This window comes from Chryseobacterium sp. KLBC 52 (assembly GCF_003347605.1).
Lineage (GTDB): Bacteria > Bacteroidota > Bacteroidia > Flavobacteriales > Weeksellaceae > Chryseobacterium.
This window is the reverse complement of the sequence record NZ_QDFZ01000029.1, coordinates 1-19,787: the sequence shown is the minus strand read 5'-3', so window position 1 is coordinate 19,787 and position 19,787 is coordinate 1. Positions and strand designations below refer to the sequence as shown.

Sequence of the window (19,787 nt, the reverse complement as noted above, 5' to 3'; positions counted from 1 at the left end):
TAATAAATAAAAAGGCTGTGAAATCTATCACAGCCTTCTTTGTTATTCATTTTATAAATTTAATTCTTAATAAACTTCTGTACAATTACTTTGTCCTTGGTGAAAGCTTTTAGAATATAGTTTCCTTTAGAAAGTTCTGAAACAGAAATTGAGTTTCCTGTTACACTTAATGAACTGATAATTCTTCCAGTCGCATCATAGATTTCAGCTTTGATGATTTCCTGCTTGGATCTGATATTTAAAACATCTTTTGCAGGATTAGGGTAAACAGAAATACTCGTGTTTTCCTTATCAATTTCTGCTGTTGCCAATACATTTTGAATACTTGTTGTATACGTATTGGTAACAATCGGGGCGTTGTAGTCGAAATAGATTTTTGCTGTATTGCTGAAGCTATCCCCAGGATTTAAGGTAGATTTTGTTTTAATTTTAAACGAAACATAACCGTCATTATTAGCATCGTCGAAAGGAAGCTGAATATTTTCAAAGATAAATTCCACCGTATTCGGACTGGTAATTCTTGTCACAAAATTATGGCTTCCGTTTAACGCTACCAGAGAAGAAATATCAAATTTAGTCGTGTCAATTTCATCTTTTACCACAATGTTCTGTGCATTGGCTGTTCCTGTATTTTCAAATCTGATCAGGTAATGTACATAGTCTCCAACCTGGGTTTGCGCAATAGTAGTTCCTTCAAGACAAGTCTTATCATTCGGGTCAAAAGAATTGACAACCGTTTGGTTCAATGTGAAGGTATTGTCAGCAGGTGTTTCGTCTGTAGCTCCATTGATTTGTGCGGTGTAATGTAAAATATCACCTCCATTTAGCGGTGGAGCCTGTGTTGGTGTATTTAATTTCATCGTTACAGTAATTTCTTTGGTTTCAAAAGGAAGGAGATTCGTGAAATTCCAGTTCAGTGTTCCGGAAGATTGAGAGCTTGGAGATGTCGTTGCAGACTGATAGACCATTCGGGTATGATCAAAATTAAAAGCTATATTTCCGGATTGTGTTCCTGTTCCTTTGTTTTTATAAAAGATTTTATATTGAGTAACAAATCCCGGAACTGCTGCCTGCATAGGAATTATAACAATTTCCAGATCATTATGGTTACCATTCGCTGTTAAACAAAAGTTCTGCGTATAAGGACTTATCTGTGTTGGGAAATTGGTAGTGAATGAAGGGGGCGTAATATTAAAATAAGAAGGATTTTCCAACACAGGAGAGATAGTGTTAGTTCCGTATGTCAGAGGGAAAGAATAAGATCCGAACGCATTTGAAATGGCCATGTTTTGCCCTAAAATATTGAATTTTTGAAAAGGTTTTATCATGTCATTAATGTCGCATCCATTTGTGTTCATGTCATATCTTGTTTTACCCTGAAGGATAAAATAAGAAGAGCCTCCTGGTGTGAAAGAACAATAAGAATTTACAACAGCATTGGGTTGATTATAGGATGCTAATTGCGATATTACATAGTCAGTTTCTATAGGGTCAGTGCATACATATTGCAGCTGTGGTGTATTTGAAAAGCCAATGCCAAGATAATTATGCTTTCCGTTTTTAAGATTTAAAGTCTGTAAAGTAAGATTATTATCAAGATCAGCAATATCCAGAATAGTCTGCTTTGATAGATCAATATTCGTAAGCGAATTATTCATTACCTGAATACCTTTTAAGCCTTTTGCCTGATCAAATGCAATATTGGTTATATGATTATTATTGGCATACAAATAACCTAAAATTGGATTATTATTAAGTGTTAATGTGGTAAGCTGATTATTGTAAATATAAAGCATTCCAATCAGAGGGCTTGAACTAAAGTCCAGACTTGTGATTTGGTTGTCGTTAGCAAGAAACATTACCAATCCGGTATAAGGGGTTACGTCAAAAGTCTGGAAAAGATTGAAGCTTATACTTAAATAGTTTACTAAAGAAGGATTAGGAATGGAAAGACTGCTTAGTTTATTACGAAATAATTCTAGTTTTTTCAAAGCTGTATCTCCTGCAAAATTAATACTTGTCAGAAATTGGTTTTGACTAACATTTACTTCTTCCAGCGCAGGGAGATTACTTAAATTTAAAGAAGTCATCGTTGAATTCTCCAATGATAATTTTGTAAGATTAGGAAGTCCGGAAATAGTAAACTCATTAATGTTGGAAACTGAAATTTCTTGTACTGAAGTGTTCTGAATATTTATAACGTTTCCCGCGCTGCCAAATTGTGCGGTATTCATAGCATTGCAGTTTTCAATCGTTACGTTACCTACTGTTCCGCCAGAAAAAATTAATTTTTGAAGGTTAGTATAATTGCTGAAAACCAGATTAGAGGATATATCAGGATTTGTTAGTTTTAGCTCAGTTAAATTCGGAAATTCAGTAAGTACGGATAAACCTGTAACAGCATTTGAAAGATCAGATAGATTTATTTTATAAACCAGCGAAGCTTCCGATAGTTGAATCTGTCCATCATTGTTTGTATCCAAAGTAATAAAGTTTCCGGTAGAATCACTTGTTGCTCCGTACGTAAACAATTTTGTTTTCAAATAGGTATCGACATTTAACGTCTGAGCCTGAAACTGTGCAAACAGAATCATCAAAATGATTAAGTAGATTTTTTTCATGGATTAGTTTGTTATTTTTTTTATTCTTTTATAGAATTGATTGCAAAAATAAACCATTAAGACAATATCTTAATGGTTTATTTAATATTATTTTGATTTTATTACTGTTTCTCAATCAGATCCAGAAACTGCTGCTCATCCAGAATCATAATAGTTCCGATATCCTGAGCTTTTTTCAGCTTGCTTCCGGCTTTTTCACCTACTACAAGATAGTTGAGATTTTTTGAAACCGCAGAAATATTTTTTCCGCCATGCTTTTCTACCATTTCCTCCGCAGATTCTCTGGTGAATAATGACAATTTTCCGGTGAATAAGAAAGTTTTTCCTTCCAGAACATTGGATAGAACTTCATTGGTGCTTTCTCCTTTTTCAAGCTGTACTCCGTAAGATTTCAATCGCTCGATCATCAGTACGTTTTCAGAATTCTGGAAGAAATCAACAATACTCACTGCAATTTTAGCTCCGATATCTTCTACCTGGCAAAGCTCCTCTACAGTAGCATTTTTCAGTTCTTCAATCGTCGGGAAGTTTTTTACCAGTTTCTTGGCAACTGTTTCCCCCACGTGTTTGATCCCAATTCCGTACAATACTTTCTCAAAAGGAATTTCTTTGGATTTTTCAATTCCTGTGATGATGTTCTGAGCCGATTTCTCAGCCATTCTTTCAAGTGGAAGAAGCTGTTCTTTCGTTAAAACATAGAAGTCAGCAGGATTTTCAATCAGTCTTTCTCTGTAGAGCTGTTCAATAGTTTCACTTCCAAGATTATCAATATTCAAAGCCTTTCTGGAAACATAGTGAATCATTCTTCCTACTACCTGTGGCGGGCAGTGAAGCTCGTTCGGGCAGAAGTGGATGGCCTGATCTTCAATTTTTACCAGTTCGGTACCACATTCAGGACAATGTTTGATGTATTCTATTTCTCTACTTTCTTCCGTTCTTTTATCTGTGTTTACGCCTACAATTTTAGGAATGATTTCACCTCCTTTTTCTACATACACAAAATCATTCTCATGAAGATCGAGTTTCTTGATGATATCCTCATTATGAAGAGAAGCTCTTTTTACGATGGTTCCTGCCAGTAAAACAGGTTTAAGGTTGGCAACAGGAGTAATAGCACCGGTTCTTCCCACCTGATAAGACACACTTTGAAGTTCCGTCTCTACCTTTTCTGCTTTAAATTTATAAGCCATTGCCCAACGTGGAGACTTAGCCGTATATCCAAGCTGTCTCTGCTGCTGTAATGAATTCACTTTTAAAACAATTCCGTCAATTTCAAAAGGAAGATGATGACGTTCGGTATCCCAGAAAGTAATAAATTCCTGTACCTCAGCCATCGTTTTACATAATTTGGCCTGCTGGGAGGTTTTGAAACCCCAGCTCTGAGCTTTCTGAAGCAGTTCCCAATGGGTTTCCGCAGGAACTTCATCAGAAATAAACTGATACAATACCGAAGAAAGGCCACGCTTTCTTACCTCAGCGCTGTCCTGCATTTTCAAGCTTCCGCTCGCAGTATTTCTTGGATTCATGAAGGGATCAAGACCTTCTTCCTCACGAAGTTTATTGATTTTGTCAAAGTTTTTCCGGGTCAGATAAATTTCTCCACGCATGAAAAAATGATTCGGGAAATCACCTTTCAAAGTCAAAGGAATATCTGAAATGGTTCTCACGTTTGGGGTAATTTCATCTCCCTGGAAACCATCACCACGGGTAACCGCCTGAGACAGTTTTCCGTTTTCATAAAGAATAGAAATGGATGCTCCGTCATATTTTAGCTCAGCAACAAACTCTACGGGATCTTCAATCGTTTTGATGATTCTTTTCTCCCAGTCTTCAAGATCGTCAAAATCGTAGGAATTGTCCAGAGAATACATCCTGAATTTATGCTGAATCGTCGGGAAAACCTTGGTAACACCACCACCTACACGTACTGTAGGAGAATTTTCATCATAAAATTCGGGATACCTGGCTTCCAGATCCTGTAGCTCCTCCAGAAGCATATCAAATTCATAATCTGTAATAGTAGGAGTATCCAGTTGGTAGTAGTTATCGTTATGCTGGTGAAGCTCTTTCCGGAGCTGTTCTATCTTTTGTTGAATGTTTTCAGACATTGGGTTTCTATCTTTTGAGCAAAAATAACTAAAGTAATTGCATTTAAAAAATAACAGAATAAAATAGTATTGGAAAATTAAGAATACGTAATATGCTTTAACTGATTGGTTTTACATAAATTAAAACACGTGTTTAAAGTAATTTAACATAAAGTTCTGATTTAATTAAAAAAATGTTAAAACTTTCTTAAACACCCCGCTGTTAAAGTCAAAATACCTTTGCACATCTGATTAAAAGAAACCTCAAAATCATCTATGAGTATGAAAATCAAAGAGGTTTCCTGGCGAACATCAAAAAATTAATCATAAAGATCTTCGGAAGAAATGAAAAAAGTAAAGATTGTACTGGGATTATTGTTTTTAGGGCTTGGGACAATGGCTTATGCACAGACCACGCAGGCTTCTATTGTAGGGAAAGTTACCGGACCGGGAAGTACGGCTCAGGAAAAAGTGAAAGTGACGATCGTGAATGAGTCCACAGGATTCAGAACGGAAACGGAAACCAACTCAAAAGGGGAATATATTTTTAAAGAAATTCCTTTGGGAGGACCTTACACAGTCATTGTAAATGAAGATAAAAAAGAAGGCTATAATGTCAACTTCGGAGATCAGGTGACTGTAAATATGGATCTGGGAAACGAAAAGACCATTGAGGAAGTAAAAATTACCGGAAATCTTAAAAACAAGATCGGAAACCTTGGAGCTGCCACAGCCATTTCAGCAAAAAACATCAGCATGCTTCCGGTGAATGGACGAAACTTTACCAATCTTACGGAACTATCTCCGTTAAGCGGAAAAGGAGGAAACCTTTCCGGGCAGCTTGGATCTTCTACCAACTTTACCATTGACGGGATGACTGCCAAAAATCCTACTTCTGCAGGATCTACTACCAGCCGCAGCGGTGCTCCTTTCTCCATCTCCATTGAAGCGGTACGTGAATTTAAAATCACCACCAACCAATATGATGTTACTTTGGGAAGAAGCGGAGGAGGAACAGTGAGTGCCGTTACCAAATCAGGAACGAATAAATTTTCCGGAAGTGCCTGGGAATATTTAAGAACCAACTGGCTTTCCAGCCCTTATGACATCAGAGGAAATAAAAGAGATAATGATTTCTCTACTTCCCAGTTCGGGTTTTCATTGGGTGGACCGATCATTAAAAATAAATTGCATTTCTTCGTGGCATGGGATCACCAGCTGGATTCAAGACCATTGGTCATTGCTGATATCAAGTCTCCGGATGACGAAAAAAGATTCAATACAACCACGCAGACGCTTAATCAGTTTCTGGATATTGCAAGAGCTAAATATGGAGTAGGAAGCAGCCCGCAATTCGGAACTTTTGATAAAGTGAGAAACTCCGATGCCGCATTCTTACGTCTTGACTGGCAGATCAACGAAAAAAACTTATTGACGCTTAGAAATAACTTTACCTACGACCTTAATAAAAACGGATTGGGTGATAATACCAATATCAACTTCTTTGAATCTTACGGGAATGACAAAAACCTTGACAACAGTTTATTATTGACTTTAAGATCAAACCTTCAGCCTAATCTGACCAATGAATTGAAGGCACAATATCTTTACACTTTCCAGGATAGTTATCAGAATAATCAATTAGGAAAACCTGTACCGAGAGCTATTGTGGAAGGAGTAGCTTCAAGTGCCGGATCTACCAATATTCAGATCGGAGGACATCGCTTTGCACAGGAAAGCTTTAGAAATAATGTGTTCCAGATAGTTGACAACCTATACTACAATACCGATAAGGTAAAATATACTTTTGGTGCTGATTTAATGTATACAACAGCAAAATCGGTATACGGAAGTGAGGTGAACGGAAGATTCCATTTTCAGGGGCTTACCAATTTTGATAATCTTACTCCATACAGATTCTACAGAGAAGTTCCTTTGATGGCAGATCCGTCTGTAAGATCGAACATTTGGAACATTGGTATCTATGGACAGTTTCAGACTAAAGTGGCAAAAGGACTTGATTTGATGGCCGGTTTAAGATTAGACTACGGTGGTTATCCGAAAGCAGAATTCAACCAGAAACTGTTTGATGAAATGGGAATCAGAACAGATAATCAGATCAAATCATTTGTCATTCAGCCAAGATTCCAGTTTGACTGGAATATCAATGAAGGAAATAAAGACTTCCTTAAGTTCGGTGCCGGAATTTTCTCTTCCGATATCAACAATTATATGATCATCAACAACCTGGTATTTGATGGTAGACACCTTGCTACAGTGGATGTAAATCCTACGGCGATTGGTCTTACTCCTGATTTTAACAGTTACAGGAATGACTATAATTCTGTTCCGTCTCTTTCCCAGTATCAGATTCCAACAATTAACTATACTGGTAAAGATGCGAAAATCCCGATCGTTTATAAAGCCAATATTTCTTATACCCACTTCTTCAATGAAAGATTCAGAGCAGGAATTGCCGGATATATGGCTCTGGGTAGAAACAATTACTATTACTACGACAGAAACATGGTGGCAAATCCTTTCTTTACTTTAGCTAATGAAGGCGGAAGAGGAGTATTTATCCCTACAGGTGCTATTACCAATAATGCCAATAACAGTGTAAGTTTCGATTGGAAACAGGGAAGAATCAATAATAATTTCGGAAGAGTACTGGAATTGGTAAGTGATGGTAAAGTAAACCAGTTCTCATTCGTATTGGATACAAGTTACCGTTACTGGAAAGATGGGGAAATCACAGCAAGTTACACATGGTCTGATATCAAAGACAATACTTCATACAACGGAAACGTAGCGAACTCTGCAACATTGTCTACCATGATTCAGAGTGATCCGAGAGATTTAAGAATGACGTATTCCGACAACCAGTTCCGTAATAAAGTGGTTATTTATGGGAACTCGCCTACAATTGCCGGATTTACCTTAGGGATCAGATATTCAGGTATTGGAGGAACGCGTTTCTCAGCGACTACAGGAGGAAATATCAATGGTGATTTCGTAGATTCCAATGACCTTGCTTTTATCTTCCCGAACCTTACCAAAGCTATTCTGGATGATCCACAGGTGGGACAGGCCCTGAAAGATTATATCAACGAATACAATGGTAAAATTGCTGAACGTAACGGAGGGAAGAATGGTTTCTATGGCGTGTGGGATGTACGTGTCGCTAAGAAAATAAAATTTGATAAGGTAGGAGCTTTCGAACTTTCTGTAGATATCTTCAACGTAGCCAACCTTCTTAACAAGGAATGGGGTGTAAACAAATCGTACGGAAACACGTCTCTGTATAAAGTGACGAAGTTCAATAAAGATACGATGCAGTACGAATACACCAAAAACGTAAGTGGAGGTGGTCTGGTTCCACTATCAGGAAATCCATATCAGATTCAGATTGGAGCGAAATACTCCTTCTAATATCTTTTTTTAAACCACAGAAGACATAAAAGAAATTGAAACGGCAGATTAATGGGACTCGAAACCTTAGTTTTAGCCAGAAAATCTTTTATGTCTTTGTGGTTTTCATTTTTTAATAACTACCTTTATCAGGAAGTTTTACGACTTTATTTTTAATAATTTAAATTATATTATGAAAAATTTTATCTTAGGGTTAGCAGTTTTAAGTACAGTTATGATGAAAGCACAAACCCAGATCATTGCCCATAGAGGATATTTCCAGGCTCAGCCTCCTACCACGGAAAATTCACTTCAATCACTGGAGAATGCTCAGAAATTAAAAATATATGGGTCTGAATTTGATGTGAGAATGACGAAAGATGGTGTATTGGTAATCAACCACGATGAGCATCACGGTAAAATGGAAATTTCAGAAGCTACCTTCAAAGAACTGGAAGCATTGAAATTATCCAACGGAGAAAAATTTCCTACTCTGAAAGACTATTTAAAGCAGGGAAAAAAAGATAAATCTCTGAAATTGATCGTTGAAATCAAACCAGCCAAAACTCCGGAAATTGAAAATGAGATTACTGAGAAAACGATCAAAATGATTAAAGATATGAAGCTGGAATCTCAAAGTGAGTTTATTTCTTTTAGTCTTAACATTTGTAAAGAGATCAAAAAACTGGCTCCTGCCTTTAAAGTACAATATCTGAACGGTGAGCTGTCTCCGGAGCAGATCAAACAAGAAGGATTAGACGGAATGGATTACCACTACAGTGTTTTCCAGAAAAACCCTACCTGGATTGCGGATGCAAAAGCATTAGGGCTAATCACTAATGCCTGGACAGTAAATGATGTTGCCGTATACGATGAACTGAAAAAGCAGGGAATCGGGTTTGTAACCACTAACATCCCTGATCAGTTGAAAAACAAATAAACAACTCAAAACCTTTCAGAAATATTACAACTGAAAGACAAATATTCCCCTCCTCCGGAGGGGTGGCGAAAATTCAAAGAATTTTTGATGGGGTGGTCAAACGAAATATTTTAATCATCTCAACAAATAACCAAAAATTTATACAGTCTGCTCCTTATAAGGAAGCAGGCTGCTTTTTTTAGGAGCTGAGAACTTCTTTTTGATAATGAATGAAGAAACAGGTGATTGGATTTTGATTTTAATGTTTTGTAATTCAGTGGTTTACTTGTTTCGTGTGGTATTATCTCAATGCAAGACAATAAAGATACATAAATACAGCTTGGAAACCGTATTAAAAATACTTAATTGCTTAAGTGTTTGTTGATTAGCTGTTTAACTAATGTTATTAAGACTGGCTTAACATATGGTTTAATAAATTTTTAAGAAACGTTAAAGTCATGTTAAGGCCATCCTTGTAATGTCGTTCTAATTTTGCGCAAACAAAAAGGAAATGCGTAAAGAGACACAAAAACTGTTGGTTTTGTCGCTGTTAGGATTAGTCAGCGTCCATCTGGCAGCTCAGCAGAAAGCTAAAAAGGACACCATTAAAGGAATTGATGAAGTAGTTGTAACTGCTTTGGGAATCAAGAGGCACGACAGAGCTTTAGGATATGTTGCCGAGAAAGTAGATGCCAAAACATTTGAAGAAACCCAGAATAATAATTGGGCGCAATCTATGGAAGGCAAAGTGGCAGGCCTTAAAATCCAGACCGCCGGAGCAGGACCGTTGGGAACTTCCAGAATTACTTTGAGAGGGGAAAAATCCATCATGATGGATCATAACTATGCTCTGATCGTCGTAGATGGAGTACCATTGGGCAATTCTACCACTGGTTCCGGTACAGCAGCTTATGGAGCAGGTTCCGGAGGTGATGTTCCTATTGACCTTGGAAACGGATTAAACAGCATCAATCCTGATGATATTGAATCCGTAACCGTTTTAAAGGGAGCTTCTGCAGCTGCATTATACGGATCACGCGCTGCCAACGGAGCTTTAATGATCACCACAAAGTCAGGAAAAACAAAAAACGGAAAACTAAGAGTTACTTTCAATTCTTCCTCAAGTTTTGATTCCGTCTTGAAGTGGCCGGACTGGCAATATGAATATGGGCAGGGAACACTGGCCACCAATACAGCAGGAAATTTTTACTACTCTTATGGACTTTCCCCGGATGGACCAAGTACGGGAGGGACAAGTAGTGCCTTCGGTCCTAAATTTGCCGGACAATATTATTTCCAATACGATCCGAATGTGATAGGGCAAAGTACGGAAAGACAATTATGGAGAGCTTATGAAAATAATATCAAAGGCTTCTGGAGAACAGGTTCTACCTATTCCAACAGCATTTCCGTAGAAAGTTCCAATGAGAAAACAAGTTTCAGATCTTCACTTACTTACCTTAATAATGAGTGGATGATGCCGAATACAGGCTTTGACCGATTCAATTTTGCTTTATCTTTTGCGCATCAGCTTACCCAAAAATTAAAAATTTCTACAAAATTTGCTTATAACACTACTACCAGTGACAATCTTCCTGCGACGGGATATAACAACCAGTCGATCTCTTATTTCATGATTTTCCAGAATCCCAATGTAGATCTGGAATGGTATAAACCCATCTGGAAACCCGGACAGGAGCAGGTTGATCAAATCCATCCGTTCAGTTCTTATATTGATAACCCTTACATGATTGCTTACGAAATGCTGAATGGGGTAAGAAAGAAGACCATTACAGGAAATATCACAGCAGATTATCAGTTTAATAAAAATTTCAGTTTAATGCTGAGGTCAGGAATTGAAATTCTGAACGAAAAGAGAACCACCAAAAGACCGTGGAGCACTGCCAATTATCTGAAAGGTTTCTACAGAGAACAGTTTATCAAGAACCAGGAATATAATAACGACCTTTTATTTTCTTATAAAGCAGATTGGAATAAATTCAGTATCTCAGCTTCAGCAGGAGGAAGTATCCGTTATAATGAATATCTGCAGAACGATTATCAGGCCATCGGATTGAAAACCGCAGGCGAATACAGTCTTACCAATGCCCTTTCTATTCCGGTTAAGTATCCTGCTCCAAGAGATAAACATGTAGATAGTGTGTATGGATTATTGACGCTAGGATATGACAATAAAATATTTGTAGACTTTACAGGAAGAAATGACTGGAGTTCTACACTTCCAAAACAGAACAGGTCCTTCTTTTATCCATCAGTGAGTACCAGTTTCATTCTTTCGGATCTATTTAATCTGAAAAGTAATAATCTGAATTTATGGAAACTGAGAGCTTCATGGGCGAAAGTCGGGATAGACAGTGATCCTTATCTTTTGGATAATTATTATACAGCCAGCAACATTACAGGAAGTGTAACAGGGCCTACCACTTTTAATAATCCTACCCTTAAACCTGAGAAAAATACCAATATAGAAGCCGGTATGGATTTCAGCCTTTTCAGGAACCGATTGAACCTTAATCTTACCGCTTACCAGAATTTAAGTGAAAACCAGATTATCCCTGTCTCGTTGCCCACAGAAGCAGGATATTCCAAAAGAATCATTAATGCTGGAAAAATCCGAAACAGAGGTCTTGAACTTTCAGCCGATATCTTAGCTGTAAAAGGTAAAGATTTCTCCTGGAAAGTAGGTGGGAACTGGTCTACTAACGAAAACAGGGTAATGACCCTTCCTGAAGGCTTTGATGGCATTGTTTCCAATGTAGGAGATGTGGTCTTCTATAAAATGGAAGTAGGAGGTTCGCTGGGAGATATGTATGGATTTAAATTATTAAGAACCCCTGACGGAAAAGTAATTTATGGAGATAACGGACTTCCCGCCAGACCTGCAGATATTGAAAAAGTAGGAAATGCATTCCCGAAATGGAGAGCCGGTCTTCAGAATGATTTCAAGATTAAAAACTTTACAATCAGTTTCTCCTTTGATGGGCAGTATGGAGGTATTGCATATTCACAGTCCCATCACAAAATGTCTGAACAAGGTAAGCTGAAATCGACCCTTCCGGGAAGAGACAACCCTGGCGGAATGATTGTAGGAGATGGAGTCGTTCAGAATCCTGATGGATCTTTCAGTACCAACACAAAAGGAGTACTGGTATCCTCTTATTACGGAGATTACTACCGAAGAGCGAATGTAGAAACCAACAGCTTCAGTACAGACTTTATTAAACTGAGAGACGCGAGAATTGCCTATTCTTTCCCGAAAGAAACCATCAAATCTATAGGTCTGGATGACCTTACTATTGCCATTTTCGGAAAAAATCTGTGGATGTGGACGAAGTTTCCGATGTTTGATCCTGAAGTAGCTACCCTGGATAATGCAACTATTACCCCGGGCGTGGAGATGGGACAGCTTCCAACAGCAAGAACAGTCGGTTTCCAGTTAAATCTTAAATTCTAAAATCTTTAAAAATGAAAAAAATAATCATACATCTGACACTGGCGGCTTCTGTTTTTATGCTTCAGTCGTGCGACAGAACCTTTGAGGAAATAAATACAGATACCAGTAAAGTTAAAGACCCTTCCGTTGGCAGCCTTCTCGCTCCCGTCCAGTATGAAATGGGAAGTTATGGCTATAACAGGGCAGATGATTTCACCTTTGATATCATGCAGATCGCTTTAGACTTTCCCAATGAAGGAAATTCCTACAGCAGATATTATATGGATGAAAAAAGTGGTAACGGATACTGGAATACTTCTTACAGGTGGCTTAAGCAGGTAAGCGATCTTAGAAAATATGCAACAAAAGAACAGAATAACAATTACCTGGCTATTTCAATGGTCCTGAACGCATGGATTGCCTCCAATCTTACGGATGCATTTGGTGATATACCTTTATCCGAAGCATTAAGAGTTGAAGAAAATATTTTAAGACCAAAATACGATAAGCAGAAAGATGTCTACATCCAGCTGCTAAACGATCTGAAAACAGCTAACTCGTTATTCAATACCACTCAGGCTTTAACGGAAACAGATTTGTTTTATAATGCCAATACCAACAGTCAGACTGGTATTTTAGGATGGAAAAAATTCTGTAACTCTCTTTCATTAAGATTACTGACCAGAATTCTAAGCCGAAACGGAGAAGTAAATGTACATGAACGTATTCAGGAAATTATCAATAATCCGGCTCAATACCCAATTTTCCAGAATAACACAGACAGTGCAGTGCTGCCACTTTCCGGAATATCTCCCTACTTGCCGCCAATAGCCCGTCCGCAGGATTTTACAGCGTACAGGGCAGCAGGTGAATTCTTTGTTAATGCTATGAAAGATAATAATGATCCAAGACTGAGCCTATTTTTTACTAAAGCTAAAGCAACATCAGGAGAAGATCTTGGTTATAAAGGAGCTCCATCAGGATATGCTCTGGGAACATCTTTCAATTATCAGCCTTCTAACCTTAACCAGAACCTGGCGAAAGCACCTTTAAAGATTTTAATCATGACCTATTCTGAAGTACAGTTTATCCTGGCTGAATTGGTTAACAAAGGAATTATTGCAGGAAATCAGCAGACCTATTACGAAACCGGGGTGAAATCTATTATTGAACAGTGGGGAGCAACAGTTCCTGCCAATTACTTCAGTAATCCAAACGTAGCCTATGATGGTTCTTTGCAAAAGCTTATGCTTCAGAAATATATTTCGCTGTTTTTTGTAGACCATCAGCAATGGTATGAATTCAGACGCACGAAGCTTCCGGTACTTCCTAATAATGGCGGACTTCAGAACGGCGGACAGATGCCTGTAAGATTTATGTATCCTACTGCGACAAAAGTGATGAATACAGACAATTATAATGCAGCTGTACAATCCATGGGTGGAGACAATATCAATGTGAAAATGTGGTGGAATAAATAGTAATTTCAATTGAAAGATTTAAAAATAATTTAAAGATTTAAAAAATTATGAGTATCAATATAAAATTTATAATGCCTTGTATGCTGCTTTCAGCAATGGCTTTCTCACAGGCTTCTGTTGCCGGATACGTATACGAAGACAGTAACAAAAACCAAAAGAGAGAAAATCGTGAAAAAGGAATAGAAGGTGTAGCTGTTTCCAATGGTATTCAGGTAGCTCTTACCGATAAAAACGGAAGATACAGCCTGCCGGTTCAGGAAGATCAGACGATTTTTGTCATCAAACCTTCAGGATATCAAACGGCTTTAAATGCTAATAACTTACCACAGTTTTATTATCATCATAAACCAAAAGGTTCTCCGGCAGATTTTAAATACAAAGGAGTTGCTCCCACAGGAGACCTTCCCAAAGAACTGAACTTCCCGCTTTATAAGCAAAATGAAGACAGGAATTTTGATATTCTGGTTTTCGGAGATCCGCAGCCTTACACAGAAAAAGAACTGGATTACTTCAAAAGAGGAATTGTAAATGAGGTGAAGAATACCAAGAAAAATGCTGTGCTGGGAATCAGTCTGGGAGATTTGGTGGGAGATAATCTCAGCCTTCAGAAGCCGTATGCAGATGTAATGAAAGAAGTAGGACTGCCATGGTATAATGTAATGGGAAATCATGACATGAATTATGATGCAAAAGAAGATAAACTTTCCGATGAAACATTTGAATCCAATTTCGGTCCGGCTAACTATTCTTTCAATTATGGAAATGTGCACTTTATCATTCTGGATGATATTCTTTATCCAGATCCGAGGGATGGCAAAGGATACTGGGGTGGTTTCCGTGAAGACCAGCTTCAGTTCATCGAAAACGATCTGAAACTGGTTGATAAGAACAAACTGATCGTCATTTCTTTCCATATTCCGTTGGAACATAACAACGAAGACAATTTTAGAAATGCCGACCGTCAGAAGTTATTTGATTTCTTGAATCCTTTCCGGAATGTATTGCTTTTATCAGCACATACCCATATCCAGCAGCAGATTTTCTACGGCAAAAAAGCAGGCTGGAACGGAATCAAAGAATTACACGAATATAATGTTGGAACTACCTGCGGCGACTGGTATTCAGGAACACCCGATGATGCCGGACTTCCTACCTCAACCATGAGAGACGGAACGGCAAAAGGATATTCTTTTATCAGCTTTACAGACAATCAGTATAAAGTGAAATACAGAACTGCCGGAAAACCGGAAGACTATCAGATCAAATTATATGTTCCGAAAGTGATTTCTTCGTCAAGAACCTCAGCAAAAGTGCTCGCCAATTTCTTCATGGGAAGCAAAAAAGACAAAGTAGAATACAGAATAGACGGTGGAAAATGGGAAGAAATGGAATATGACGAAACCATCGACCCGAATTTTGCTCTTTCTGTTTTCAAATGGGATTCTACAGAGAAAATTCTTCCGGGAAGAAGACCTTCTAATCCTGAAATGTCAAAACATATCTGGGAAGCAGATTTTCCTAAGAAATTAGCATTAGGAAAACACAAAGTTGAGGTGAAAGCTGTAGACATGTATGGAAATGAATTCTCAGCTTCAGAAGAATTTGAAGTTCAGAACGCCATCCAGATTCCTTAAGCTTTTTATTTTTTTTACTATACCTTTTTTTAGATTTTGAAACCGGTTCTTATGAGCCGGTTTTAATTTTTATCGAGGTTTAGATAAACCATAAAAGTCACAAAAGTTTTTAAGCTATACTTTGGATATACGAAGCACACTTAAGTTTTGTAAAAATCTAAGTTTTCATCTTATATTAACTTTTATACAGGATGATTGTAACTTTTAAATATTCTCACTAGTAATCATCTTTTGTGACTTTTGTGGTTGTATAAAATATAAGTTAAATCTGTGTTTTCACCGCCTCATAAAAATGTTCTTTCGTAACTTTGTATTAAGAAAAGTATCATTACTATGAATATAAACGGAAAAAATGCCATTGTAACAGGTGGTGGAAGAGGACTAGGGAAAGCCGTAGCATTAGCTTTAGCCAATGAAGGAGTAAATGTTGCCATTACAGGAAGAAACGAAGAGAACCTTAAAATGACGGTTGAAGAAATCAAAAAATTAGGAGTACATTCAGCCTACGCAGTATTTTCTGTAGACAATGAGATTCAGGTAAAAGCTGGAATAGAATCTTTAGCAGAGCAATTGGGAGGTATTGATATCCTGATCAACAACGCAGGAATCGGAGACTTTGGGTCTATCGAAGAAATGCCTTCTGAAACATGGGAACAGGTGATTAAAACCAATCTTTTCGGTGTGTACTATGCAGCTAAGGCAGCTTACCCATTTATGAAAGCTAAAGGAGAAGGTGATATCGTGAACGTAGCCTCTACTGCTGGTCTGAAAGGAGGCCCGAATATGTCTGCATACGCAGCGTCAAAAGCAGCCGTAGTATCTCTATCTCAATCTATGATGGCAGAATGGAGAAAACAAAATATCCGTGTGATCACACTGACTCCAAGTACCATTGCTTCTGATATGAGCATCCAGGGAGGCCTTACAGACGGAAATCCTGATAAAGTATTACAGCCGGAAGACTTTGCAGAATGGGTAAGAGATATCCTGAAAATGAACAGAAGAGCATTAATTGCAAACGGGTCTATCTTCTCTACGAATCCATAAGAGAGTTAAAATTTAAAGTTCAAGGTTTAATGTTCGGGGTTTAAAGTTTAAAGCAAAAGACTCTTATTTTTTCCTTGGATCATAAAATTCAATAGGAGCGGGCTTTAGCCCGCTTTATTTTTATGCTTCAATTTGGGCTTTAGCCAAAACTTACAATCTTTCGCATTTCAAAAGAAATCTACATAGCCTTTAGGATAGAAAAAATAATAGAGAATTTTATTTCCAGGTCTTTTATTATAAGCTTTGGCTAAAGCCAATGGTATTGTATTAATTTTGAAGACGGGGCTTCCTTCGTCTATGCTCAGGATTATAGCCCGTCCCTATTGAATATATGATGGCCAATAATCTGTGCGATCCGTGCAATCCGTGGGATAAAAGAATAATATTCCTACAATATAAGCTATCCCAAAATGTCATTCTGACGAAGGAAGAATCTTATTAGTAGTTTAAACATGAGATTCTTCACTACATTTCATTCAGAATGACAAACTACAAATTATTTGACTTTCGGGGTTATATTTCAAAAAAACAAAAAAATCCCCGGTTTCGGCCAAAAATCCTTTCATCATTTTTTTAACCGTGATAACATTAGTATTTTTGCAGCAAATTAGTCACATGCAAAATTATTTAGAATTCAATTTCAAGATTTCTCCATTGCAACCTTGGAACGAGATATTAATGGCAGAACTTATAGAAATAGGTTTTGACAGCTTTACAGAAGAAATTAACGGAATCTTGGGATATATCCAGACAGATTTGTTTCACGAAGATCAGCTGAAAGCCCTTCCAATCTTTGAAAACGAAAACGTAAAAATCGAATATTCGTTCGAAGAAATGCCAAACATCAACTGGAATGAAGAATGGGAAAAGAATTTCTCTCCGATCAATATCGATGATAAAGTATTGATCAGAGCAGAATTCCATGAATCTGTACCAGAAATGCATGAAATTATCATTCAGCCTAAAATGTCTTTCGGAACGGGACATCACCCAACAACCCACTTGATGATCCAGCAAATGATGGATATTGATTTCAATGGTAAAAAAGTATTGGATATGGGATGCGGAACTTCCGTATTAGCCATTTATGCCAAACAGCAGGGAGCTGGAGATACAAAAGCAATCGATATTGATGAGTGGTCAGTAGAAAATTCAAAAGAAAATGCAGTAAGAAATAATGTAGAACTGGATATCGAACAGGGAACTGCTGAAAACCTGGGCAAAGAGAATTATGATATCATTTTAGCTAATATCAACAGAAATATCCTGATTTCAGATATTCCGACTTACGTTTCAGTATTGAATGAAGGAGGAAAATTATTGCTTTCAGGACTATGCTTCTTTGATGTAGATGATATTCTGGAAGTATGCAAAGAAAGCGGTCTGGAACTTAAAAAGAAATTACAGCGTGAAGAGTGGGTAAGCCTTCTGCTTGAAAAATAACACACCAAAACAAAATACAAATATGAAAACTTTATGGACAGCTTTATTTTTACTGATGCTGCAGTTTTTTACAGCACAGGAAAATGAAGTATATGCAGATGGTATCTTTAGCTTTGAAGAAAATAAAGCACAGAAGATCTTTACAAATTGGACCCGCGTGCGATCAGATGCCGGAGTGAATGCTCAGATTGTAGATTCATTGCAGGTAAACCAGCAGGTAATGATTCTTCAAAAAGATAATGCAGTCCTGAAACTGGGAGAAAGAAATGCTTATTGGTATAAAATATCTTATCAGAAAGGAGAGAATATATTGGAAGGATATATCTGGGGTGGCAATCTTTGTGTAGGCTACCGCAATAAGAACGGGTATGATTTCCTCTTTGGACTTTCCAAAACAATCGACCGGAAGAATAAAGAAATCAATGAGATTGAAAAGCAGAATATTGCCGGAATAAAAGTATTGGAAGGAAATACACTTCTTGATGAGGTGTATTTTGATACCGGAAGAGGAGAGGAGTTGAGTTCAGCAGCATTCAATATAGAAAGTAATCACAAACTGCAAAATGTTGAATTCACCTTAAAAGCAATGGTTTCCGGAGAAGCTTGTGGAATAGCAAGTTATGATCAGTATGTTCTTTTTAAAGATAAAAAGTTGATTGCCCTTCCGCAATTGACAAACGTAGGGGATGCCGGTGCTTTTTATCACAGTGAAGAATATATTTTTCCTAATGATAAAGGGGGAATTCCGGATGCATTCATCTTAAAGGTAGAAGATATGGAAGTGGATGAAAAAAACAGAGAGAAGAAAAAGCATTCCTCCAGAACTTATGTTTGGAATGGAAATACATACAAACTGAAATAAAATCAGTACGCTGGAAATTAAAAATCCCTCAAATTTTGGACTGCCCCCAAAAAGTTAGACACTTTTTAGGGGCATTTTTTTATGTATAGAAAAGAAAAATTTAGCGTTGCTTTTAAATTAGAATGTATTAATCTTCACAAAAATTCTCATCGTTCAATTAAATCTATAGCAACAGAGAAAGGATTTAATGAAAGCAATCTGCGCAAGTGGATTGGTTTTTATAGCAAGTACGGAATCTCGGGACTATACCCGCGAAAAAACATGAGCTATTCCCTGAATTTCAAGGTTAAAGTTCTAAAAACCATCGAAACAGAACATATCTCACAAAGGGAAGCATGTATCCGATTTAATATTGCAGCTCAGTCTACCGTGTTGAATTGGCAAAGGAATTACGAAAAAAGTGGTATTTTAGGGTTAAAGAACAACCCCAAAGGAAGACCCGGCATTATGAGTGATTACAAACGTAAAAAAAGAAAGTCTGATAAGCCATTGACCAGAGAAGAAGAACTTTTATTGGAAAACGAAAGGCTTCGAGCTGAAATTGATTTTCTAAAAAAGTTAGACGCCTTAACTCTCAAAAAGAACAAGCAGAGGCCATCGAAGGATTAAGGCGAAAATATGATCTGTCACTCCTGTTGGATTGTACAGGCATGGCCAGAAGCAGTTTTTATTACCATCAGAAAGCTCTTGACAAAAAGGATAAATATGGAGAAATAAAAACTTTGATAAAACAAATTTATCATAGACATAAAGGTCGGTTTGGATACCGTCGTATTACTCTGATTATGAAACAACAAGAAATTGTAATTAATCATAAAACGGTATTAA

Annotated in this window: 12 protein-coding genes and 1 pseudogene; 11 read left to right on the top strand and 2 right to left on the bottom strand. The window is 37.3% G+C overall.

The window, feature by feature from the left end:
• Positions 1–59: 59 nt before the first annotated feature.
• Together DDF69_RS21495 and ligA are read right to left on the bottom strand one after the other, a co-directional pair.
• Entirely contained in the window at positions 60–2,621 is a 2,562-nt protein-coding gene (locus tag DDF69_RS21495) for a T9SS type A sorting domain-containing protein (RefSeq protein ID WP_114822580.1), read from the bottom strand.
• A 101-nt stretch (positions 2,622–2,722) separates the two neighbouring features.
• Positions 2,723–4,729, bottom strand: coding sequence for an NAD-dependent DNA ligase LigA (gene ligA, locus DDF69_RS21490; protein ID WP_114822579.1), 2,007 nt, complete (start codon positions 4,727–4,729; stop codon positions 2,723–2,725).
• Between the two features lie 324 nt (positions 4,730–5,053).
• On the opposite strand from ligA, the gene DDF69_RS21485 reads away from it, so the two are divergent.
• The 11 genes and pseudogenes from DDF69_RS21485 to DDF69_RS22575 all read left to right on the top strand — a co-directional run.
• Entirely contained in the window at positions 5,054–8,140 is a 3,087-nt protein-coding gene (locus tag DDF69_RS21485; protein ID WP_114822578.1) for a TonB-dependent receptor, read from the top strand.
• Between the two features lie 172 nt (positions 8,141–8,312).
• Positions 8,313–9,059 (top strand): glycerophosphodiester phosphodiesterase family protein, encoded by a 747-nt coding sequence (locus DDF69_RS21480; RefSeq protein ID WP_114822577.1) that lies wholly within the window; start codon positions 8,313–8,315, stop codon positions 9,057–9,059.
• Positions 9,060–9,549: 490 nt separating this feature from the next.
• Positions 9,550–12,513, top strand: coding sequence for a SusC/RagA family TonB-linked outer membrane protein (locus DDF69_RS21475; RefSeq protein WP_114822576.1), 2,964 nt, complete (start codon positions 9,550–9,552; stop codon positions 12,511–12,513).
• 11 nt (positions 12,514–12,524) lie between these two features.
• On the top strand, positions 12,525–13,973 hold the full coding sequence (locus DDF69_RS21470; RefSeq protein ID WP_114822575.1) for a SusD/RagB family nutrient-binding outer membrane lipoprotein: 1,449 nt from the start codon (positions 12,525–12,527) through the stop codon (positions 13,971–13,973).
• 71 nt (positions 13,974–14,044) lie between these two features.
• Positions 14,045–15,607 carry a calcineurin-like phosphoesterase C-terminal domain-containing protein gene (locus DDF69_RS21465; RefSeq protein WP_114822574.1) on the top strand — a complete coding sequence of 521 codons (1,563 nt, stop codon included), beginning with the start codon at positions 14,045–14,047 and terminating at the stop codon, positions 15,605–15,607.
• Between the two features lie 333 nt (positions 15,608–15,940).
• Complete coding sequence (locus DDF69_RS21460) at positions 15,941–16,654, top strand: 3-ketoacyl-ACP reductase (RefSeq protein WP_062676455.1); 714 nt, start codon at positions 15,941–15,943, stop codon at positions 16,652–16,654.
• A 615-nt stretch (positions 16,655–17,269) separates the two neighbouring features.
• Entirely contained in the window at positions 17,270–18,097 is an 828-nt protein-coding gene (gene prmA / locus DDF69_RS21455) for a 50S ribosomal protein L11 methyltransferase (RefSeq protein WP_114822573.1), read from the top strand.
• A 22-nt stretch (positions 18,098–18,119) separates the two neighbouring features.
• On the top strand, positions 18,120–18,959 hold the full coding sequence (locus DDF69_RS21450; RefSeq protein WP_114822588.1) for an SH3 domain-containing protein: 840 nt from the start codon (positions 18,120–18,122) through the stop codon (positions 18,957–18,959).
• 81 nt (positions 18,960–19,040) lie between these two features.
• Positions 19,041–19,205: pseudogene (locus DDF69_RS22580) on the top strand (transposase); the annotation flags it as partial.
• Between the two features lie 15 nt (positions 19,206–19,220).
• The gene (locus DDF69_RS21445; RefSeq protein WP_228411923.1) at positions 19,221–19,568 is read left to right on the top strand and encodes a helix-turn-helix domain-containing protein; all 348 of its coding nucleotides are present in this window, start codon (positions 19,221–19,223) and stop codon (positions 19,566–19,568) included.
• 41 nt (positions 19,569–19,609) lie between these two features.
• Positions 19,610–19,787: IS3 family transposase (locus DDF69_RS22575; protein ID WP_162800873.1), on the top strand; the 178-nt coding region annotated here is incomplete at its 3' end.